The sequence below is a fragment of the Streptomyces sp. NPDC096013 genome, from assembly GCF_044763565.1.
Lineage (GTDB): Bacteria > Actinomycetota > Actinomycetes > Streptomycetales > Streptomycetaceae > Streptomyces.
In genome coordinates this window covers 115,468-134,141 of sequence record NZ_JBIWGK010000014.1, presented here as the reverse complement: position 1 = coordinate 134,141, position 18,674 = coordinate 115,468, and the positions used below count along the sequence as shown (strand labels likewise).

General features: G+C 72.3%; 8 protein-coding genes. 2 read left to right on the top strand and 6 right to left on the bottom strand.

The features are described from left to right. Positions 1-6 precede the first annotated feature (6 nt). The 5 genes from ACIRB1_RS36095 to ACIRB1_RS36075 form a co-directional block, all read right to left on the bottom strand. Positions 7-12,072 (bottom strand): hypothetical protein, encoded by a 12,066-nt coding sequence (locus ACIRB1_RS36095; RefSeq protein WP_403468465.1) that lies wholly within the window; start codon positions 12,070-12,072, stop codon positions 7-9. Position 12,073: 1 nt separating this feature from the next. Beyond that, positions 12,074-12,409, bottom strand: coding sequence for a hypothetical protein (locus ACIRB1_RS36090; RefSeq protein WP_352178728.1), 336 nt, complete (start codon positions 12,407-12,409; stop codon positions 12,074-12,076). Then, a complete protein-coding gene (locus tag ACIRB1_RS36085; protein ID WP_403468464.1) occupies positions 12,406-12,897 on the bottom strand; it encodes a YbaB/EbfC family nucleoid-associated protein in 492 nt (163 codons plus the stop codon). Before ACIRB1_RS36085 ends, ACIRB1_RS36090 begins: the two co-directional genes overlap by 4 nt. 411 nt (positions 12,898-13,308) lie before the next feature. Next, a complete protein-coding gene (locus tag ACIRB1_RS36080) occupies positions 13,309-14,265 on the bottom strand; it encodes an ornithine cyclodeaminase family protein (protein ID WP_403468463.1) in 957 nt (318 codons plus the stop codon). After that, positions 14,262-15,023, bottom strand: a complete 762-nt coding sequence (locus ACIRB1_RS36075) for an IclR family transcriptional regulator (protein ID WP_403468462.1) — start codon at positions 15,021-15,023, stop codon at positions 14,262-14,264. Before ACIRB1_RS36075 ends, ACIRB1_RS36080 begins: the two co-directional genes overlap by 4 nt. A 185-nt stretch (positions 15,024-15,208) precedes the next feature. On the opposite strand from ACIRB1_RS36075, the gene ACIRB1_RS36070 reads away from it, so the two are divergent. Both ACIRB1_RS36070 and ACIRB1_RS36065 read left to right on the top strand, forming a co-directional pair. Next, positions 15,209-16,522, top strand: coding sequence for an amidohydrolase family protein (locus ACIRB1_RS36070; RefSeq protein ID WP_403468461.1), 1,314 nt, complete (start codon positions 15,209-15,211; stop codon positions 16,520-16,522). Continuing rightward, positions 16,519-17,604 carry a dipeptidase gene (locus tag ACIRB1_RS36065; protein ID WP_403468460.1) on the top strand — a complete coding sequence of 362 codons (1,086 nt, stop codon included), beginning with the start codon at positions 16,519-16,521 and terminating at the stop codon, positions 17,602-17,604. The genes ACIRB1_RS36070 and ACIRB1_RS36065 overlap by 4 nt, the downstream gene beginning before the upstream one ends. Before the next feature lie 30 nt (positions 17,605-17,634). Here ACIRB1_RS36065 and ACIRB1_RS36060 read toward each other — a convergent pair whose 3' ends face one another. Next, positions 17,635-18,657: an NADP-dependent oxidoreductase gene (locus tag ACIRB1_RS36060; RefSeq protein WP_403468459.1), complete on the bottom strand. Its 1,023-nt coding sequence runs from the start codon at positions 18,655-18,657 to the stop codon at positions 17,635-17,637. Positions 18,658-18,674: the final 17 nt, after the last annotated feature.

Genomic DNA, 18,674 nt, shown 5'->3' with positions numbered 1-18,674 from the left:
CGGTCCTCACGGCTCGAAGCGGCGCACCGTCCCGTCGTCGGTGATAAGTGTCAGGACGATTCCCAGGTCGCGGACCGCCGTGCCCGCGGCGGTCTCGGTCAGAAGGTCGTCGCGGTCCGCCCAGCGGCGCAGCAGCCGGTAGCGCTGGGCGAGGGTCAGGGTGAGGTCGGCGAGCGGAAGTGCGCCGGTCAGTGCCGCGAACGCGGCCTGGTCGGGTGTAGGGGCCACGCCCACGGCGGCGAGGTCGTCGAGCGAGACCGTGGTGTGCGCCGGGCCCGCCCAGTCGGGAGCGGCCAGGCGGGGCGCCCGCGCCGCGGCGTCCGGGGCGGCGAGCCGGAATTCCGTCCAGCGGTGCAGCGCGTCGGTCGGGTCCGGTCCCCCGAGAAGACCGCCGAGGCCCGGTCGGCCGAACGAATCGGCCCCCCTCTTCCTCAGGGCTTCGACCAGCGCGGCCGGCAACCAGTCGCCCCCGCCTGCGGGCTGACGGAGCATCAAAGGCAGGGGCGCGGACCGGTTTTCGGTGTCGCCGGGCTTCGGCTCGGGGGCCTTCGTGGCGCTCGACTTCACCTGTTCCGGGGTGACTTGGACGCCGAGGCGATCGGTGAAGAGTGCGGCGACGTTGTCAAGCCAGCCGGCCGCGACCGCCGGGTCGACGTCCGGCCGTACCGACTTGCTCATGTAGCGGCCGGACTTGTCGTTCACGGTCCACGTCCGCAGGCTCTCGCTCCAGCGGAACTCGCCCGACACCCGGCTCGCGCCGGGCCGGGTACGGCCGCCCTCCTCGAACACGGCGGCGATGCCCGTGTGTCCGAGGCCGTCGATCTCCGCCCGCAGCGACTCCGCCGTCATGTCGGGCCGTCGGGCGCGGACACCGGCGAGCAGCGCGTCGAACTGGTCCCGCGCCATCACCTCCGAAGGCGCCTCGCTGCCGAGCAGCACACGGCCGTCGTCGGTCACCGTGTACAGCCACACCGCATCGTGGTTGCCGGTGATCAACAGGTCGGGGTCCACCTCTTCGAGCGGGATCCACAGCGGGTTCGCCCGTACGTCGCCCTCGTCGTCGCGCTCCTCGTCCTTGACCCGCTTGGGCATCACGGGGTCGCCGAAACCGGCGGTGAGGTCACCCCTCGGACCGGGCTGCGGCGCCGTCGGCAGCAGCGTCTCGTAATGGTCGACGCCGTTGTAGGCGACGTACACGGTAGGCCCGTTGGCGTCCTCGGAGAGGCGGTGCAGGACGGAGCCGCCGTGGCCGTCGGGCTGGACGACGACGAGGTCGATGCCCAGCGACTGGGTGAGCAGCAGGGGTACGTCGTCGTAGAAGGGTGTGTGCCACAGTTCGGGCGAGCGGATCGCGCGGTCGACAAGGCCGCGCTCCCCCATCGTGACGGTCTGCGCCGGGGTGGCGGGCACGACGGTCGGCAGGTGGCTGCGGATCTCCCGCCACAGCGCCCGCGACCTCGACGTGGCCGGGCCGTGCAAGGTTCGCAGGACCACTTGGCGCACGTTGTTCCCGTGCGCCTGGTCGGTCAGCGCACGCCGTCGGGCGATCGCCTCGGGCGCCGTACCGTCCGTCAGCCCTTCGGTCGTCAACTGGGCCTGGATGCGGGCCTGTTGCGTGGGGGTCAGCGGGAGGTGGGTCCGCAGGCCCAGCAGGGCGAGCAGCGGCCGCAGGCTGCGGAGGTCCGGGTACCTGTCGTGGACGATCGTCTCCAACGGGTCGCGCGTGGCGTGCTGGTGGGCAGCGGCGGACGTCCGGTACCAGTCGGCGGTGTCGTTCCGCAGGTCGGCGACCGTCATCGTGTCCACGGCCCTGCCGCGCACCGTGTGGCCGGGATGCTGGGCGCCGAGCCCGGCGATGATGGCGGTGAACAGGCAGTTGCCGTCGGGAGCCACGTTCTGGACGGTCATCTGCCGGCCCTCCACGAGGACACTCCGGGCGGCCGACGGCTGCTGCCGCTTGTCGCCGCCGGACTTGCCCTGTGCGTCCGAGCCGGGCTTGTCCTTGGCCTTCGCCCCGTTGCCCTCGGTGCCCTTGCCCTCGGTCCCCTTGCCCTCGGTGCCCTTGCCCTTCGTGTCCTGGTCGCTCTTGGCTCCCTTGCCGTCGACGCCCTCGCTGCCCTTGCCCTTCGCAGTGTCGGCGGCCTTGGTGTCTTTGGTGTCTTTGGCGTCCTTGTCGCCCGGCGGTTCCGCGCCCCGAACGGGCGGCGCCGGCACCGGTGTTGCCGACCGTGGGCGGGCCGACAGGTAGCTGTCACCGCGCCGGTAGACGGTCACCTGCCGGAGCGGGCTGGCCGTCGGATCGGCGGAGCCCGGGAAGAACCGGTAACTGCCGTCCTCTCCCACGACCGTGAGGTCCACCCCGAGAGAGCGCGCCGTCAGGTCCGCCGCGAGATTCGCCGTCGCGTCGTCCCACCGGCGGGCGCGCTGCACGTGCAGCCGTACGAGACTCTGTCGCTGGGCGGGGGTGAGTGCGGTGAGCAGTGCCTCGGGCAGCCGGCCGCCGTTCTCCTCCACGGTGGCGGACAGGGCAGGGTCTCGCCGGAAGTGCTCGCCGAGACGGCTGGTCAGTTCGGCCGTACGGAACACCGCCTGCGGGTCGAGCGTCGCGTCCGGGGGCATGTCGACGCTCCGGGCCACGCGGCCGGCCAGTGCGGTACGCCGGGATTCCGACACCGCCGTCGGCCCGCCGCGATCCGCGACACCGAGGATCGCCGTGAAGAACCCGTTGCCGTCGCCGTCAGGTTCATGCAGGTCGTAGACCCAGCTGCGGCCGTCGGGATCGGTGGCGGTCAGGGTGCGGTGGTCCTGGGCCGCGTCGAAGCGGCGCAGCGACGGGTCCGGGGCGCCGTCCGTCTCCCACGGCGGGCGGCTGAACGCGGGGCGCGGTTCGGCGTTGCCCGCCGCCTCGTCCTGCTCCCCACTGTCCTTCTTGCCGCCGTCCTTCTTGTCGCCGCCCTTGTCGGTGGTCGTCTTCTCCGCGTCCTTCTTCTCGGCGTCCTTCTTTTCGCCGTCCTTCTTCTCCGCGTCCTTGCCGGTGGTCTTCTTCTCGGTCACCGGTGCCGGTGGCGCCCGGAAGACGACCTCGTCCGGCTCCGGGGTGGTGCCGAGCTGGGCGCGTCCCGCCGGAGTGGCCGCGAGCTGGTGCCAGCGGGTCAGGCGGTCGGCGGCTTCGCGGACGCGTGCGTACTCGTCGGCGAGCGCCTCGGCGAAGGCACGTCGCTCGCCCAACTCCGCCGTGAAGTCGTCCAGTTGGCCGCGTGCCGTGTCGCGGGCCGCGCGGGCGGCGGTGACCTCGTCGTCGGCCGCCCGCAGCAGGGCGGTCACTCGGTCCCGCGCGGCGTCCCGTTCCGCGTCGTGGAGTTCCGCCCAGCCGTCGTGGGCGGGTTCCGCTCCGTCGTTCTCCTGTTCCAGACGGGCGAGTTCACCCCGTGCGGCGATCACCTGGGGCAGGGTCTCGGGGTCGCGGGCGGTGAGGGTGGTCAGCAGGTTCTCGGCGTCCGTGAGCGCGGTCTCGCGGCGCGGGCCCTCGTCGCGGCGCAGCTCCCAGTACTTCTTGTCGGCGGCCGTCCACTCCTTGTCGGCCTTGGTGACGGCGTCCCACGCCTTGGCCGCCGCCGGCGGGAATCCGTCGTCCTCGATGAGGCCCAGTTCACGGGCGACGTCCTCGCGGACCCAGGCCAGGACGGTGGTCTCGGTCTCGCGTGCCTGCGGGGCGCGCTGCGGGTTGCCGAACGGGCTGCGCATCGCCCGCACGGGCGCGGAGTCCTTGACGTGGTGGTGGACCGCGGCGACGCTCAGCCAGGTCGTGGGGATGGCGAACAGGAACGTGCGGGTGGTGTTCGGCTTGACGTTCACCGACGCGAGGCGGTCGCCGGCCGAGGCGAGGGTGTCGGACTCGGTCGAGACGTCGCCCGGCCCCGAGGCGCCCATCTGGTTGGTTCCGGTGGCGGAGGACGAGGTGGCGGGACCGCCGCCGATCGACGACTCGGTCTGTCCGAGGCGCCCGGCGGTCGCGCCGCCGCCCTGCACATGGCGCTTGGGTGCCTCGTGCTTCATGCCGTCGGTGACGGCGAGAAGGCGGGCCTGCCGGAACTGCGGCCGGGAGTAGAGCCGGAGGTCGGCGTCCGCGCCGCCGAAGAAGCCGCGTTCGGTCAGGCCGGCCACCTCGTAGCCGCCGGGGTCGAGGGTGCGGTCGTAGAAGGCGCTGAGGGCTCCGTTGCCGGTGCCGTCCTCCAGGTTCTGGGCGGGCCCGGTGCCGGCACGGGTGAGCGGGGTGTCCTGGGCGCGGGCGATCAGGTCGTCGTCGACCGTGTCGGTGAGCGGGAAGGACGTGTCGTAGGCGGAGGCGAGGACGAGGGAGTTGGCGGTGTGGAGCTGGTCGACGCCGACGATCCGGCGGACCTTGAAGCCGTCCGGCGGCATGGTGAACGGCTTCATGCTGTCGTCGGGGTGGAGCGTGTCGAGCCAGCCTCCCGGGCCGGTCGTGGCCGGCGGTGCGACGCGGCGGGAGGGTCCGGGGGCGTCGAGGGTGGGCGGGGCCAGCGGGTCGTCCCGTTCGGCTGTGGGGTCGGCGGGGTCGGGGCGCATGAGGCTGAGCGGGTAGTGCTCGACGAGTTCTCCGACGTCGCCCTCAGAGCTGACGCGCAGCAGTCGCCGACCGGAGACACCGCGCCAGGTGCGGTGCGCGGCCCGCTTGACCCAGGCGGAGGCGCCGGTGCCGGTCTGCGGGTCGCGAGTGTCGGTGACCTCCAGGGTGAGGCGCATCCGGTAGCGGGTGACGTACTCGGCATGTCCCTGGGTCGTCGTCGCGGTGGCGATCCGGACGCTGCCCTCGGACTGGTTCTGGGCGGCGGTCTGCTGGGTGGAGCCGACTTCGGCGTACGTCGGTCCGGCCATCCGCACGGTGTCGTTACCGGTGTGCGCGCCCTGGGCGACGGTGGTGCCGACGCTGGCGCCCGAGGCGCGGCCGCGGCCCTCCTGCGTGGTCTCCACGGCGTGCCGGTGCTCCTCGAACTCCACGCTGTGGCCGAGGCCACCGAAGCCGCTGCCGTCAGGTGCGGGTCTGCCGACGGGCACCTTCACCGGGATCAGCTCGGCGCGCGCCCGTACCTTGCGGCCGCCGATCCACAGGTTGGCGGTCGAGGAGCCCCAGCGGCCCACGCGGGCGGGCACGGAGGTGCTGCCGCCGGTCATCTCCTTGCCGAGGGCGCGCACGACACGTTCCGACATCAGCCGGTGCACGGTGTCCCGGTCGCTGGACGTCAGCCCGAGCGGCCTCAACTGCCGGTCGAAGTCGTTGAGTACGGTCGCGGTGTCGAGGGCGGTGAGCGGGAAACTGCCGAACGGGTTGTCCAGGAGCCAGGGTTGGGGCGACCAGCGGCGCCGGGTGTAGAGCGGGACGTCGCCCCAGCGGTCCCGGAGCAGTCCCATCCGGTAGGCGCTCTTCTCCGGGACGTGCCCGACCCAGCCGTCGTTGACGAGGACCCGCCGTCCGGACGCGCCGGCGAGCCAGCGGGGCAGCCGTCGTATGCCCGTCGCGCGTTGACCGACAAGGGTGGAGGTGGCGGCGATCTCGTGGTCGACGTCCGCGGTGACGAGTACCTGCCGGCCCTGGTCCTTGCGGTTGATCTCGGCGAGCGCGGTCCGGGAGACGGCCCGGAAGCGGGACTTGTCGAGGCGGTAGGGGCTGGCGACGAGGCCGTAGTTGCCGGTGGTCCCGGTGCCGGTGTCGTGCGAGTGGAGGTAGACGAGCTGGCCGCCGAAGAACAGCGTGCTGGTGCTGGTGTGGCGCCCGGAGGCCTGGGTGGCGCCGCCGATGGTCGTCTCCGCCTCGATCGGGATGGCGCCGGTCACGGCGGTGAGGCTCCCGGGGCGCAGGCGGCTCCGGTGGGCGAGGACCGAGGAGCGGTCCAGGTAGGGGGCCTTGGCCCACAGACCGGAGGCGCGCCAGCCGGTCGGGGCGGACGACTGGTCGAAGTTCGCGGTGAGGAACTGGCTCTGGAACACGCGCAGCGCCGCGTCGTGGACGGGGGCACCCTGCTGGGTCAGCATCCAGGAGTTGCCCGACGACTCCTTGAGGACGTCCTCGGCGGCCTGGCCGAGGGCGGGGTCCGCGACGACCGCGAGGGTGAGGTGCGGGTGGCGCCGGTACTCCTCGCGGCCCCGGCGGCCGGCCCGCTCGAACAGACCGCGGGTGGCGAGCGCCAGGTCCCGTGCGGCCTGCGTGGTGCTCGCGAGGGGCACTCCGTGCAGGGGGTGGTGCGGGCGTGCGGTGTCGCGGGCGGGCGTGTGCTCGACGGGTACGCCGAGCAGCACCCGTCCGACGGAGGGTCCCTTGGCGGCCGGTCCTGGGCCGGCCGGGCCCGGCGCCGGCGCGCCGGTCGGGCCGATGAGGTTCTTCTCCCGCTCGGTGAAGACGAACGGCCGTGTTCCGAGCAGGTTGAGGAAGAGGACACCGCGCAGCAGACCGCGGAACCGGCGGAAGCCGCCGCGCCGCGCGGTGAGGGTGACCTCGTAGCTGTACAGGTGGGTGCCCTTGGTGCCGATCGACATGGCCTCGTGTGTGGCGGAGGCCCCGTAACCACTCTCCGAGTCGCTACGGCCACCCCAGCGCACGCCGAGCGAACCGGTGCCCGCGTGCAGCGGGCCGCCCGCGCTGTCGGTCGCCGCGTCCCGCAGGGACAGCAGCCCTTCCGCGCCGATGTGCGCGCCGCGCGCGCTGTTCTGCCGTCCGCCGAGGTTCTCGCTGCCGGGTGCGCTGAACCGCAGCCGCAGGTCCTTCTGCGTGCCCTCGAACCGCCGGTCGGTCAGGGCCGCGTCGATCCACACGTACCGGTGTGCGCGGGTGGCGCGGCGGGAGTCGACCAGGGAGATCCGCAGCCCCGTGGTCATCATCGTCTCCAGGTTGCCCGCCATGCTGTGGAAGGCGAGGGTGTTGAGCACCTCCAGGGTGTTGGAGACCGCCATCTGGAAGTGGTCGGCGCCGCGCCAGCGGGGATTGGCGGGATCGAGTTCGGACAGCGGTGCGACGAGGTCCGGGTAGGCGCGCGCGACCTCTTCGAGGACCTGGTCGCTGAAGTGGTCGAGGAACGTGCGGTCCTCGCCGTCGATGTCCCGTACGTAGGAGCCGTCGGCGAACGTGAACTCCTCGACCCTGCTCATGCCGAGGGTGGGCGGCGCGTCCTGGGTGAGGTACGGCGGCACCCTGGGCGGTGTGCCGGGCGCGGGGCTCGCCTCCCCGGCGAGGCGGCGGGCCTCGGTGCGGGTGAGCCGTTCCACGGCCCACGTCTGGAACGTCTGGGTCCGCGGTGCCTCGCTCCAGGTCCGCGGGGGGTTCTTGCGCAGCTTGCCGGGTGTCGAGCTCGCGTCGTCGCGCCTGCGGTCGGGCAGCGGTGCCTTGGTGTCGGGCGGCGCGGTGACGGTGACGGTCTTCTGGACGAGGTAGAGGCCCGTGGGGTCGCCCTTGGCCTGACCGGCCGACTTGACGGCGCCGGTTCCGCCGGTGACGGAAGCGCGGTTGCGGGAGGCGCCGTAGCGGAAGTTGAGGCCTGCGAGCAGCCGCAGGTCGAACTTGCCCTGGTCGATGCCGAGAAGCTGGAAGGCGGGTCCGAGAGCGCCGCCGATGTCGACGCCCGAGGACCTGCCGGTGGTCCGCTCGTTGCGGACCGTCGTCTGGGAGATGTCCCGGAGTTCGGCGGCGGTGGTCTCGCTGATGAGGACGGCCTCGCCGGGCTCCACCCGGACCGAGAACACACCGAGCGGTTCGCGCCCCGAGTCGTCCTTGAACAACGGCGGCGACGTGACCGTCCCGGCGGCCATCACCCGGCTCATGCGATGGAACCCGTCGGTGGAGAAGAACGAGCTGACCTGCTTGCCGGCCATGCTGTCGGTGTCCGTGCCGATCTGCTGGAGCGCCCAGTCCCTGATGTGCGCGACGGGGCCGAAGCTTTCCGTGTTCATCATGCGGTAGTTGGAGCCGCGGTCGAGCCGCATCCGCGGCGGCAGCCGGTCGGCGGGCGGCTTGGGCCGGGTGAGGCTGTCGGCGATGCGCACGAACAGCCCGTCCCTGACGGCGAAACCGAAGGCGACCTGATCACGCGTGCCGGACGTGGACCTGATCGCCTTGCCGGTCCGGTCCACGGGCCGGCCGGCCGGATCGGTGACCTTGAACTCGTACCAGACGTCGTCGAGATGGGCGTGCGAGCCGTCGGTCGTACGGGTCTCGTTCTGGTTCACGACGAGGTTCTGCAGGTTGTACTCGACCCGCTTGGTCCACGAGAACTGCGCGAAGACCCGTCCCCAGGGCGCGAACAGCGTCTTCACCGGTCCGAGCGGCGCGGTGGGCGCGAGGGACGTCGCCGTGCTGTTCACGGCGACCCTGCCGGTGAGGGCGGTGTTGCGCTGCATCGTGTCGATCTTGACGGGGTTGGCGTAGCCGAAGGTGAACCTCTCCCACTGCCCGTACGGGCGGGCCGTGACCGTGAGCACCCGCGACTTGCCGTCCACCGTGCGGTAGTTGAACTGCTGCCCGTCGCCGAAGAAGCCGCTCGGGTTGTGGACGAGGGCGTGTCGTACGTCGTCCAGGAGGCCGTCGCCGGCACGGTTGCCGCCGGGACGCGCGGGACGGGGGCGGACGCCGGGCGGCTGCCGGAGGCTGAGGTCGAGCTGCTCGACGACGCGGTCGGCGCCGCGCAGGACACGGTCCCCCTGGCCGAGGGCGTAGGAGCGGCGCAGCAGATTGCGGGGCAGCCCGCGCAGCAACTCGCCGATGCCGCCCATGTAGACGGGCAGTTTGGCGCCGTCGGTGAACGACGCGGGTCCCCCGCCGCTGTACGGCGCGGGAGGCAGGTCGAGGTCGACGCGCGGCGGCCGACGGGAGTCCAGGTCGTGCACCACCCAGGTCGGCCCCGGCGTGGCGGGCTTCTTTGCCGGCGGGGCGGTGAACTCGGCCTCGGCGTCCTCGTCGATGGGTTCGAGCAGGGGGGTACGGCCGTTCGGCGGGGCGCCCTTGCGGGGCGGGCGCTGTCGGCGGGGCTTCTCCGGGGGGTCGTCCGGGCCGCGGGGAGGCAGCGAAGTCGACTTGTCGTCCGGGGACTTGAGGAGTCCGTCGATCGGCACCTCGGTGATCGTCGTCGTCGAGCCGGTCGTCGAGTCGGTCGTGGTGGATGTCGTCACGACGAGAGGAGTCCCGCTGCTCACGGTGACGACGGGCTGCGGAACGTCGGACGACTCCCCGGACTTGGGGGCACCGCCGCGCAGCCGCTGCGGCAGCCCGAGGCCCCTGCGGAGACCGTCGGCGAGCGAGGTCGCCTCCGCACGGGTCCCGCCGGCGGCCAGCACGTCGGCGACCTGGCGTACCGCGCTTCGGTACGACTCGATCGCGTGACGCGAGTCCGCGAGCACCGGGTGCAGTTCCAGGGGCAGCACGAGCGCGGTGGCGGTGTCCCACGACTGGCGTGCGGTGTCCGTGGCCGATCCGGGCGTGCTCAGCGCGAAGTCCGTGAACGCGTCGTCCCACAGGCGCCGGCTGGCCGTGGCGGCCGCGGTGTCGAGGTGCCCGGACCACGGGCCGGGTTGCAGCATCAGCGCCTTGGCCTGCTGCAAGGGGGTGAGTCCGGTCTCCAGCAGGGAGAGTTTGCCGCTCCCCATGACCGCCTGGGTCTGCTGCTCGACGGTGAGGGCTGTTCCGGTGGAGGACAGGGCGGCCGCGTCCACGTCGACATCGGCGGTCGGGAGGGCGGTGGAGAAGTCGTGAGGCAGGTCATCCTCGGTCAACTGCGAGGCGATCCAGTGCCGTTGGGCTGCGGAGCGGTCCACCACGGGGACGATGGCGGCGGGCTGTGCCGACGGGTCGGAGCCGAGGTCCAGGACGGCGTCGGCGTCGGTACGCGGCACCTGGCCCAGCTCACGCAGCCGCGTCTCCGTCCGGGAGAGATCCTCCTGCGCCTGCCGCACCCTGTCGTCCGCGTCGTGCAGCGCGGTGGCGTCGCGGCTCGTCCCCTCCCCGGCCTCGACGCGCACGCGGAGCTGTTCGGCGGTGTCGACCGCGTGCCGCAACGACCGTACGGCGTCGGCATGGGCGTCGTGAGCCGCGCTGACGAGCGGGGCGGGGTGGGTGACGGTACCGGGGTCCGGGTCAGTGGCGTCCGTCGCCGGTGATGCCACGGCCTTCCCCTTGCCGGTGCCGGTGCCGGTGCCGGTACCCGTACCGGTGTCCGTGGTCGGGGTGCGGGTCGGTGCAGGGGCAGGAGCAGGGGTTTGGACAGGGTGCGGGGTCGGATTGCCGGTGCTCGTGCCGTTGCTCGAACTCCCCTGCTCAGGAACGCCGTTGTGGGTGACCGCAGGAGGGACGGTGGTCCCGACCGTAGGCGTCACGGGGGTCGACGTCTCCACGGTCGGCGGCAACTCCGTGGGGGGCGGCTCGACAACAGGGTGCTGGTCCGGGGGCGGGGGTGAGGCCGGGGCCTGCTCCACCTCGGGGGTGTTCACGTCGTGCGTCTGCGGCGGGGGTTCGACGGTGTTGTCGTTGCTGTTGCTGTTGCCGCCGTGCGTGACGACGGGCGGTGCGGGGGTGGCACCGCCGCCGGTGACGGTCGGGACGGTCGGCGGGATCGGTGGCGCGGACGACCCAACCACTGGCGGAATGAAGGGCGTTGATGACCCCACCACGCGCGGAACGACCGGGCCGACCGGGACAGACGTGTGGGGCGGTGGTTCGACGACATGGACCGGAGGCGCCTTCGTAGGTGTGCCGGTGTCCGTGTCGATGGGGTTGCCCGTGTCCGTGTCGCTGGAGTTTCCGGTGTCCGTGTCCACGGGCGTGTGCGGGCCGCCTCCCGTACCGGACTTGCCGTCGGCCTTGCCCGAGCCAGTGTTCGGACCGACGTCGGTGCCGCCGGTGCGGGTGTCGGTGCCGTCGCCGGTGCCGGTGTCGGTGTCGGTGTCGGGGACCGATGTGGAGATCGTCGGCGGGTTGCCGAAGTTCTTGAGCCAGTCGGCGCTGTTGGTGATCGCGTGCTCGGCCCCCGCCTCGAATCGCTCGCTCAGTCCCGACCCGACGAACGTCTGCCAACTCGGTGTGAAGTCACCGAAGAACGCGCCCATCACGAGGGACTCCGCCAATGTCTCCGAGGCGCCGTCCGCGATGAATTCACCGCTTTGGTCGAGTGCCTTGTCGGAGAAGCTCTGGTCGCCGTGGGGTGTCGGCGTCACATGCGGGGTGACGGTGGGGGTCGTCTTGGGGACGTGGGCCCCGGTTCCCGGCGTAGGACCGGGCTTCGGCCTGTTCTTCAGGTTCAGGTCGGTGGTGTTCGGCTTCGGTCCCTTCGGCCCGCCCAGGTTGATGTCGTCGATCTTCTTCCCCAGGTCACCGAGGTTCTTGAAGTTGTTGAGGTTGTTCGTGACGTTCTTCATCGTCTTCGCGAAGATCGGCGCGAGGAACCCGGCGACGGCGCCGAACGCGGCGCTGAGACCGATGTCGCCCCAGTCGATCGACTTCGGCCGTTGCCCCTTGGGGGCGCCCACCATCATGGCCAGCCGGACCGCGAGCGTCATGAAGGCCTCCTCGGCGGCCTCCAGGAAGCTGGGCAACAGGTGGGTGCGGCGCGAGAGTTCGAGCAGGACCTCCAGGATGAAGACGCGGCTGCGGGCACGTGCCACCGCCGCCTCGCTGGCGCTGGCGCCGCCGGTGAAGAAGGACATCACCGCGAGGATCGCGAGTTCGATGAACAGGCGGATGAGTTCCGCGATGATGTTCCACTTCGCCTCGCGGATCTGCATGGCGATGTTGACCTGGTTCTTGGTCATCTTGTCCAGGTCGGCCTCGAACTGGTCGAGGTAGGGCAGGACTTGGTTGATCGCCGCGATGAACTGGTCGGCGGTTCCCTTGGGTAGGCCCTCTCCCACGGCCAGTACCGCTTGTTTCGCCCGTGCCTTGAGCGCGCCGACGTGCTGGTGGAGCTGGTCGAACGACTGGCTGGTGTCGTAGGCGCGGTCTTCGTTGGCCTCCAGGAACTTCTCCCCGATGAGGATGAAGAACAGCCAGTTGAGCTTGGGAGAGACGACGATGGCCACGTTACGGTCGGCTCCCGGTCCGGCCTTGTTGTTCGTGGATGGCGTCGAGGATCCCGGCCTGGTTGCCGCGGATCGAGCGCAGGTTGTCGAGGGTCCCGTCGCCCACGGCCGAGATGCCCGCCGCGATGGCGTCGATGGTGGCGAGGACGGTGTCGCGGGTCTGGACGAACTCCTTCCTCAGCTGCTGCCCGTAGCTGTCGTCGCCGGTCCAGCTGGTGTCGGCCAGGGCGGCGTGGGCGGACGCGCCGACCTCGCCGGCATACCTGCCGAGGTCCTCGATGACACGGCTGCCGCCGACGATGGCCGCCGGGTTCGATGTGTAGGACGGGCCGGTCATCGGGTGCCTCCGTCTTCCTCGTCGTCGGCGATCTCGTCGTGCAGCCGCGTGCGTTGGGCGGGCCTGGCGGAGCTGCTCCGGGCGGGGGCGGACGGGCCCGTGAACCGGGCCCAGTCGATGTCGAGTCCGGCGAGTTCGGGCACGTGCGGGCCGGGGGCGTCGAGCGGCCGTAAGTGGCGGGCCGCCTCGCGGCGTGCCTCCGCTCGGCCCGTCTCGACCGCCTCGATGATCGCCGCGCCCAGTTCCGCGCTGGACATCTCACGGAACTTCTCGCCCAGGAACCGCAGGTCGCTCAGTTCGCCCCGGGGGCCGACGGTGACTTCGACGGAGCCGTCCTTGGAGACCGTGGCCGCGGAGAAGTCGGCCATGCCCGCCTCCGCGCGTGCCGCGTCCCGCTCGGCTGCCGTCAGTTCGACTCTGGCCCGGGCGAGGCGTCGCTCCAGCTGCTCCTCGTAACCGTCCGGGCCTGACTCGGGCTCCTGGGTCATCCGGTCTCCATTTTCGTCGTACTCCACTCACCGGAGGCGGCCACGGCGCGGACCGACGCGAACGCCGGGCCGCCCGTACCGGCGGGGCCCGCGTCGGCAGCGCGAACACATGCCGGCTGCGGTCACGTCGGCGCGCACCGGAGGTCCCTTCCGTACGCACCCGGGGCCCGCATCACTCGCCCTGCGACAGGACGCGCGCGGCTCGGGCCCACAGATGCCCGATCATTGCCGGGGTGGTTGACGTCCGGCCCAACGGCACGTGACGTGCAATGGATGAAGATCCGCACTTGCATTAACTTCGCCTGTACCAGGGCGACTTGACGTGGGGGTGCGACCGGAGCGGAAACCCGGTGACGGACCGGCCGTAAGAAGGCGATCGCCTCGCCGTTCCTGGGACGCGATCCCGGTCCCTCACAGGTCCACGCGTACTCCCCAGCCCTGTTCGAGCGCCACGTCGTGGGCGACCCTGACCGCCGCGACGTCGAGGGCGGCGTGGCCGGTGGACTTGAAGACGGTGAGGGCGTCGGTGTCACCGGCCCGGCCCGGGTGGCCGCCGTCGAGGACGGACCCGAGGAGGGTCACCGGGCGGCCGGGGGCGAGGGCCTGGAGTTCATGGGCGCCCGCCGGTGGCGGCGCGGTGGCCGCGCCGGTCCACTCGGCGAACAGGAGCGCGTCCCGGATGGTGCCGGGGTCCAGTTCGGGTCCCTGGGAGCCGCCGACCGACGAGACATGGACGCCGGGAGCGAGCCATTCGCGGCGGACGACGGGCGCGGTGGCGCCGGTGCAGCAGAACACCACGTCGGCCCCGCGCACCGCTCCCTCGACATCGGCGGCGACCCGCGCGCCGGGATGCAGCGCGGCCGCCGCGCCGGCCCGAACCGGATCGCGGCCGGCCACCGTCACCTCGGCCTCCGGCCGCACCGTGGCGAGCAGCGCCAGCTGGGCGCGGGCCTGGGCGCCCGTCCCCACCACCGCCACCCGGCCGAGACCGGGGTGGACGGCCAGGGCCAGCGCGCCGCGGGTGGCGACCGCCGCCGTGCGGACCTCGGTCAGCGACTCGCCGTCCACGAGCGCCAGCGCCCGCCCGTCGTGTTCGTCGAACAGGGCCACCAGCCCGCGGTGGAACCCGCGCCCGGGGTGCCGTGGATCGGCGGTCACGGTCACCAGTTTCGCGGCCAGCCCGAGTCCGGGGACGTAGCCGGGCATGGCGCCCAGCAGGCCGGTCGGTGTCAGTGCGGCGATCCGCGGCGGGACGGAGACCTCGTCACGGGCGACGGAGATCAGAGCCTGGCCCACCGCGTCGAGGACGGCGTCGGGTCGCAGGGCGGCGGCCGTCTGCCGACGGTCCAGCACCAGCAGGCCGGTCACCGGCCGGCCTCCGCCGTACCGGCGGTCAGGGCCGTCCCCAATTCGTCAGCCGCCGCGCGCAACTCCCGCTCCACGGAAGCCAGTTCCGGCCCGGCGAACTCGGAGTCAGGTCCGACGACGGTCAGCGCGCACACCGGGGCGCCGGGGTCGGGCACCACCGCCCGGCTGACGGAGGCCACCAGTTTGTCGTTACGACCGCGCTCCACGGCGACACCGGTCCGCTCCACCTCGGCCAACTCCCGTGCCACGAGGGCCGCTTCGTCGCCGAGTCCGGCCAACCACCGTGTCCTCGCGTCCGGTTCGAGGGCGGCGACCAGGGCCAGCGGCCCGGCGAACCGTCGTACCGGCAGCAGTTCGCCCCGCAAGTGGCTGATCATGGCAAGCCGTTCGGGCCTGACCACGTCGATCACCCGGGCGCCGCCCTCCTCCAGCACCTGGAGGTTGACCATCATCGAGGTCGCGGCGGACAGCCTCTCCAGCACCGGACGGGCCAGCGCGGTGAGCGAGTTGCCCGCGGCCGAGGCCGACATCCGGAGCACGGCGGCACCGGGCAGATAACGGTCACCAGCCCGCAGCACCCAGCCCCGCCGGACCAGGTCCAGCAGGATCCGGTAGGCGGTGGCGCGGTGCAGGCCCACCTCGGCGGCGAGATCGGTCAGCCGCACCGGGTGCGGTGCGCGCGAGACGGCCTCGACCAGGTCGAGCGCCTTGTCCACGGCGGATCTGGGCGGCGCCGGGGTACGGGGGGCGACGGGCATGGCGGCGGTTCTTCCCTTTCGTCCACGGTGCGGCCACGGACCGGGGGTCCGGGAGCGGTGGCCTGTCCGGTTCGGGTCCTTGCGGTGATCCACCGGTCACGGAGTACAGTATCGGCGTTTTCATCACACGATACAGATGTTACCTAGAGCGTAACAACATAGGATCTCGCGGACCGAAGGTGACCATGACCGATCTGCCCCCGGGTGCCCCGACCCCCTGGGCCGCACCGCCCGCCGGAACCGTCACGGTCTACCGCGGCGCCACCCTCTTCGACGGCACCGGCGACCGGCCCCGTGCGGACACCACGATCGTCACGGACGGCGCCCGCATCCACGCCGTCGTCAGCGACGGCGACCCGTTGCCCCCGCTCGCGGCCGACGCGCCCCGCGTCGACCTCGACGGCAGGTTCGTGGTCCCCGGCCTGATCGACACCCACCAGCACCTGGCCACCCCGCCCGACCGGCCCGTCGCCGAGGCGGTGCTCCGACGCCTGGTGCACAGCGGGGTCACCGCCATCCGCGACATGGCCGACGACCTACGGCAGATCGGCGACCTCGCCCGGGCCACCCTGGTCGGCGAGATCCCCGGCCCCGACATCCGTTACGCGGCGCTCATGGCCGGACCCTCCTTCTTCGACGACCCGCGCACCCACGAGGTCTCCCGGGGCGCCACGCCCGGTGCCGTCCCCTGGATGCAGGCCGTCACCCCCGACACCGACCTCACCATCGCCGTCGCCCTGGCCCGTGGCACCCACGCCGCCGCGATCAAGGTCTACGCCGACCTGGACGCCGCGACCGTCGCCGCCGTCACCGCCGAGGCGCACCGCCAGGGCATCGCCGTCTGGGCACACGCCACCGTCTTCCCGGCCGCGCCCGGCGAGGTCGTCGCCGCGGGCGTGGACAGCGTCTCCCACGTCACCCTGCTCGCCTTCGAGAACCCCACCGAGCCGCTGAGCAGCTACAAGACCAAACCTCCCGTGGACCACGGCCGCTTCGCCGCGGGCGACGACCCGCGACTGGCCGCGCTCTTCGCCGAGATGCGCCGCCGCGGCACCGTCCTGGACGCCACCGCGTCCATGTGGACCAGCGACGAACTCCGGGGCGACACCGCCGAGTCCGCCGAACGAGCCCGCCTCAACACCGAGTTGGCCGCCACCGTCACCGCCCAGGCACACCGTGCCGGAGTCGGCGTCTGCACCGGCACGGACTTCGAGACCGGCCCCGACGAACCGTTCCCCGCCCTCTACGGCGAACTCGCCTTCCTCGTCGACCGTTGCGGGATGTCCGCAGCCGATGTCCTGCGCTCGGCGACCCTGGTCGGCGCCAGGGCGGCCGGCACCGAGGCGGACATGGGCAGCGTCGAAGCCGGAAAGCTCGCCAACTTCGCCGTCCTGGACGAGGACCCGCTCCGGGACATCGCCAACCTGCGCACCATCACCCTCACCGTGAAACGCGGCCGCCGCTTCGACCGCGCCGACTTCGAGAAGGACGCCCAGTGACCACCGCCGCCCACCCGATGATCGTCAACGCGCTGGGGCAGCTCGACAACCCCAACACCCCCGCCGCCCGGGCCGCCGCCACACAGCTCAACCCCGACAGCGCCCAACTCGCGGTCGACGCGCGGGCGATCGCCGACGCGCGCGCCTCCGGCCTGACCGCCGTCAACATCACCCTCGGCTACACCATGGGCGACCTCCCGCCGTACGAGCACACACGGGACGAGATCGCGGTCTGGGACGGCATCCTCGGCGCGCATCCGGCCGACCTGCTCAAGGTCCGTACGGCCGACGACATCCGGCGCGCCCACCGCGAGCGGCGGATCGGTGTCATCTACGGCTTCCAGAACGGCGTCGCCGTCGGCGAGGACCCGGCCCTGGTCGACAGCCGCGTCGCCGGGTTCGCGGAGGCCGGCGTACGGGTCGTCCAGCTCACCTACAACCAGGCCAACCACCTCGGCGACGGCTCCATGGCCACCGCCAACCGGGGCCTGACCCCCTTCGGCCGCCAGGTCGTCGAGGCCCTCAACGACCATCACCTGATGGTCGACCTCTCCCACAGCGGGGAGAACACCTGCCTGGACGCGGCCCGGCACTCCCGGCAGCCCGTGTCGATCAACCACACCGGCTGCCGTGCCCTGGCCGACCTCCCGCGCAACAAGACGGACGAGGAACTCCGCCTGGTCGCCGACCGCGGCGGGTTCGTCGGCATCTACTTCATGCCGTTCCTCAACCCGACCGGCCACGCCACCGCCGCGGACGTCGTGGACCACATCGTGCACGCGGTCGACGTCTGCGGCGAGGACCACGTCGGCATCGGCACCGACGGCAGCGTCACCGCAGTGGACGACCTCGACGCCTATCGCGCGGCTCTCGCCGAACACGTCGCCGCCCGGCAGGCGGCCGGCGTCGGCGCCGCGGGCGAACGGGCCGACACCTACCCCTTCGTCGTGGACCTGCGCGGCGTCGACCAGTTCCGCGACCTGACCCGCCTCCTGGAGAAGCGCGGCTACCGCTCCGGCCGCATCGAGAAGATCCTCGGCCGCAACTTCCTCGACTACGCCGAGCGCGTCTGGACGCCCTGAGAGCCCGCGCCCGCGTTCCCGGTGCGGATGTCAGCCCAGGGGCGGGACCTGCGTGCGGTCCCGCACGATGGTCTTGCCGGTGTTCCGGCCGTGCAACATTCCCAGGAACGCGTCCACGATGTGCTCGAACCCGTCGACGACCGTCTCGTCCAACGCCAGCCGGCCACTCTGGAGATGCGGTACCGCGAAGTCGTACAACTCATCTTGCACGTCACGGTAGTTCCGCACCAGGAAGCCCTCCATGCGGAGGCTCTTCTCCACGATGTCCGCGTAGTCGAAGTGGGGCGGCGGCGCGTCGGGGGTGTTGTACTGGCTGATCGTGCCGATGCGGACGACGCGTCCGAATTCGCGCAACTCCCCCACCGCCGCTGCCAGTTGCCGACCGCCGACGTTGTCGACGAACACGTCGATGCCGTCCGGCGCGGCCTTGCGGAGCAGTTCGGCGGCCGGCCCCTCGTGGTAGTCGAAGACGGCGTCGTAACCGACCTCACGCGTGAGATGGTCCGCCTTCGCCGCCGAACCGGCGCTGCCCACCAGCCGTCCGGCGCCGAGCAGCCGGGCGAACCGTCCGGTCGCGGTGCCGACCCCGCCCGCGGCGGCCGACACGAACAGGTCCTCGCCCTCCTGGAGCCGGGCGATCCGGGTCAGACCCACATAGGCGGTCAGGCCGGTTCCGCCGAGGATGCTCAGGTACGCGGTCAACGGCACCCCCTCGAAGCGCGGCAGGCGCCGGATCTCCTCGGAGGTGACCACCGCGTGGGTGCGCCAGCCCCGGCGGTGGAACACGATCTCGCCCTCGGCCAGCCGGGGCGTGCGCGAGGCGATGACCCGTCCGATCGCGCGCCCCTCCAGCGGTGCGCCGAGCGCGAAGCCGTCGGGGACGTCGTCCATCATCTCGCGGTGGTAGGGGTCGACGGACCAGTAGAGGTTCTCCACGAGCGCGCTGCCCGCCGGGGGTTCGGGGAGCGCGGACTCGACGAAGGCGAAGTGCTCGGCGGTGGGGAATCCGTGCGGGCGGGCGGTCTGGTGCACGGTGAGCGCGGTCTCGTCCATGACGGGACCGTAGGCCG